Source organism: Janthinobacterium sp. AD80 (assembly GCF_002878455.1).
Lineage (GTDB): Bacteria > Pseudomonadota > Gammaproteobacteria > Burkholderiales > Burkholderiaceae_D > Janthinobacterium.
Genome location: NZ_NRDQ01000207.1, coordinates 1 through 3,127, shown reverse-complemented (window position 1 = coordinate 3,127; position 3,127 = coordinate 1). Strand labels below are relative to the sequence as shown.

Genomic DNA, 3,127 nt, shown 5'->3' with positions numbered 1-3,127 from the left:
ATCCAGCTGGCCATGCAGACGCCGGCCACGCCAGCCAGGCAAGCGGCGGACCTGGCGCCACGCGCCGGCGCCGTCAAGGCCGACGGAAAAAATCTGGCGGCAACGCAATTGCTCGCGGGCCAGGGCAGCGGCAAGGCAGCGGCCACCGTGGCGGCGCAAGCGGATAGCGGCGACTTTGCCGACAGCCTGGGCCAGGCGCAGGGCAAGACTGCCGCCGCGCCAGGCGCTGCGCTGCCGGCCGGCAAGGCCGAAGCGGGCAAGCTGGTCATCGACGCCCAGCTGGCGGCAACGGCCAAGGCCGGCGCCGCCGTGGCCGAACCATTGATCAAGGAAACACCTGCCGACCTGACCCGCCTGGCAGCCCAGTTGCAGCCGGGCGCGCTGCAGCAGGCGGCGGCCGCCGTTGCCGTGCCGGCTGACAAGCTGGCAGGCCGCGTCGGCACGCCAGCCTGGGATCAGCAGCTGGGCCAGAAAGTCGTGTGGATGGCGGCAGGCGGCGACCAGAGCGCCACCCTGACCCTGAATCCGCCCGACCTCGGCCCCTTGCAGGTCGTGTTGACAGTCACCAACGACCAGGCGGACGCCGCCTTCATGTCGGCCCAGCCGGAAGTACGCCAGGCGCTGGAAGCGGCCATGCCGCGCCTGCGTGAAATGATGAGCGAAGCGGGCATCGCCTTCGGCAGCGCCACTGTCTCGGCCGGTACGCAGGAACAGCAGGACCAGGGTAGCCGGGAAGCCTCGGGCGGACGCCGGGGCGGCGGCCAGGGCGGTAGCACCACGGGCGGCGAGATCGCCATCGCGCCGTCTACCGGCACACGCGGGCGCGCCAGCCTGGGTGCCGTGGATACCTTTGCCTGACGTCATTTCGTCGTGCACAGGCCACAGCACTGCCCCGCAGGGTAACTTTTCGTAAGGAAACATCGAGTTGAGGGCGCTTCGTCCCTCTTTTCGCTGCATCCTTCTGCGCAGAATTTCCCGATAATGACATAATGGCGTCGTGATCCACTTCCATGCACTCGAGTACCATTGAAAGCAAATCCAAAAATGAAAGCAGATCCGAAAGCAGACGCAGCCCTGGCACCTGCCGGCGCGTCAAAAAAGAAGCTTCTGATCATAGTGCTGGCCGCGGTGCTGGTCGCCGGCGGCCTGGGTGGCGGTGCGGCCTGGTATTTCCTGCATGGCAAGGCCGACAAGGAAGAAAGCGCGCCAAGCAAGAAGAAACATGCGGCCTCCAAGGCCGGCCCGCCCGTCTTCGTGCCGATCGACGCCTTCACCGTCAACCTGCAGCCGGAAAATGGCGAGCAGTACTTGCAGATCGCCTTCACCTTGCAGGCCAGCAGCCCGGAAGAGATGGATTTGATCAAGCTGAACATGCCGAAGGTACGCAGCCGCCTGTTGCTGCTGCTGTCGGGCAAGAAGGCTTCGGAACTCAACACCGTGGAAGGCAAGCAGCAACTGGCGGCGGAAATCATTGGCCAGGTGAACCAGCCATTCGAGAACAAGGGGCCGGAGCAGGACGTGACGGACGTATTATTTACCGCATTCATCATTCAATAAGCAGCCATGGCCGATAATTTCCTCTCCCAGGAAGAAGTCGATGCCCTTCTGAAGGGCGTCAACGGAGACCAGGACGACGCGCAGGCGCCGGAAGACGTCACGGGAGTTCGTACCTACAACTTGGCAACCCAGGAGCGCATCGTGCGCGGCCGGATGCCAACGTTGGAAATTATCAACGAGCGTTTCGCCCGTCTGCTGCGCGTGGGCCTGTTCAACTTCCTGCGCCGCAGCGCGGAAGTGTCGGTCGGTTCCGTGCGCGTGTCGAAATACAGCGAATTCATCCGCAATCTGGTGGTGCCGACCAATTTGAACCTGGTGCACATGAAGCCGCTGCGCGGCACGGCCCTGATGGTCTTCGATCCGGGCCTGGTGTTCCTGCTGGTCGACAATTTATTTGGCGGCGACGGGCGCTTCCATACGCGCGTCGAAGGGCGCGACTTTACGCAGACGGAGCAGCGCATCATCTTGCGCATCCTCGATATCGTCTTTGAAGCGTATACCAAGTCGTGGGAACCGGTCTTCCCCGTCGAGTTTGAATATATCCGTTCAGAAATGAACACGCAGTTCGCCAACATCGCCACGCCCAACGAGGTGGTGGTGGCGTCCACGTTTACGGTAGAACTGGGCTCCGTTTCCGGACAAATCCATTTCTGCATGCCGTATTCGATGATCGAGCCGATCCGCGATTCGCTGACCTCGAGCCTGCAGGGCGAGGCGCTGGAAGTGGACAAGCGCTGGATCCGCCTTATGACGCAGCAGATCCAGATCGCCGAGGTGGAACTGGTCGCTTCGCTGGGCACGGCGCGCGTCTCGTTCGATGAAATCCTGAACATGAAGGTGGGCGACATCATCCCGCTGAACATCCCGGAACTGATCGCCGCCACCGTCGACGGCGTGCCCGTGATGGATTGCACGTATGGCGTGTTGAACGGACAATATGCGCTGAAGGTTGAAAAGTTGCTGGCAAACGCCGATAACATGAACAATCATTAAAAAATACCCGGGCCGTGCCGCGGCCCGCATCTGTACAACAGGAGAAACACATGTCTGACAACCAAGACGACCAAAGCGCGGAAGACGATTGGGGCGCGGCTATTGCCGAGCAGGCCAAGGCGGAAGCCGAAGCGCTGCAGAACCAGGCAGCCAATACGGCCAGCGCGGCCAGCGCCGCCGTGTTCAAGGATTTTTCCAAGCAGGCGTCGAAGTCGGAAACGCACAACGATATCGATTTCATCCTCGATATCCCCGTGCAGCTGACGGTCGAGCTGGGCCGCACCAAGATCGCCATCAAGAACCTGCTGCAGCTGGCGCAGGGTTCCGTGGTCGAGCTCGACGGCCTGGCCGGCGAACCGATGGACGTGCTGGTCAATGGCTGCCTGATCGCCCAGGGCGAAGTGGTGGTGGTGAACGACAAGTTCGGTATCCGCCTGACCGACATCATCACGCCATCCGAACGTATCCGAAAATTGAATAAATGAAGCCTGGCCTGTTGATTTCCACCGTGCTGCCGCTGGCGGCCGCCTGCTGCATCGCCCACGCCGCTCCTGCCGCCACGCCTGCGCCGGCCGCA

4 protein-coding genes are annotated in these 3,127 nt (G+C 62.4%); all 4 read left to right on the top strand.

Translation table 11 applies throughout. The annotated features are described in order from the left end of the window. The coding region (locus JaAD80_RS26900; protein WP_146012557.1) for a flagellar hook-length control protein FliK at positions 1–858 on the top strand (858 nt) is incomplete at its 5' end. Between the two features lie 186 nt (positions 859–1,044). Next, positions 1,045–1,557 (top strand): flagellar basal body-associated protein FliL, encoded by a 513-nt coding sequence (gene fliL / locus JaAD80_RS26895; protein WP_102299116.1) that lies wholly within the window; start codon positions 1,045–1,047, stop codon positions 1,555–1,557. A gap of 6 nt (positions 1,558–1,563) precedes the next feature. Then, the gene (fliM, locus tag JaAD80_RS26890; RefSeq protein WP_034754035.1) at positions 1,564–2,550 is read left to right on the top strand and encodes a flagellar motor switch protein FliM; all 987 of its coding nucleotides are present in this window, start codon (positions 1,564–1,566) and stop codon (positions 2,548–2,550) included. Positions 2,551–2,600: 50 nt separating this feature from the next. Next, positions 2,601–3,035 (top strand): flagellar motor switch protein FliN, encoded by a 435-nt coding sequence (gene fliN / locus JaAD80_RS26885; protein WP_034754038.1) that lies wholly within the window; start codon positions 2,601–2,603, stop codon positions 3,033–3,035. Positions 3,036–3,127: the final 92 nt, after the last annotated feature.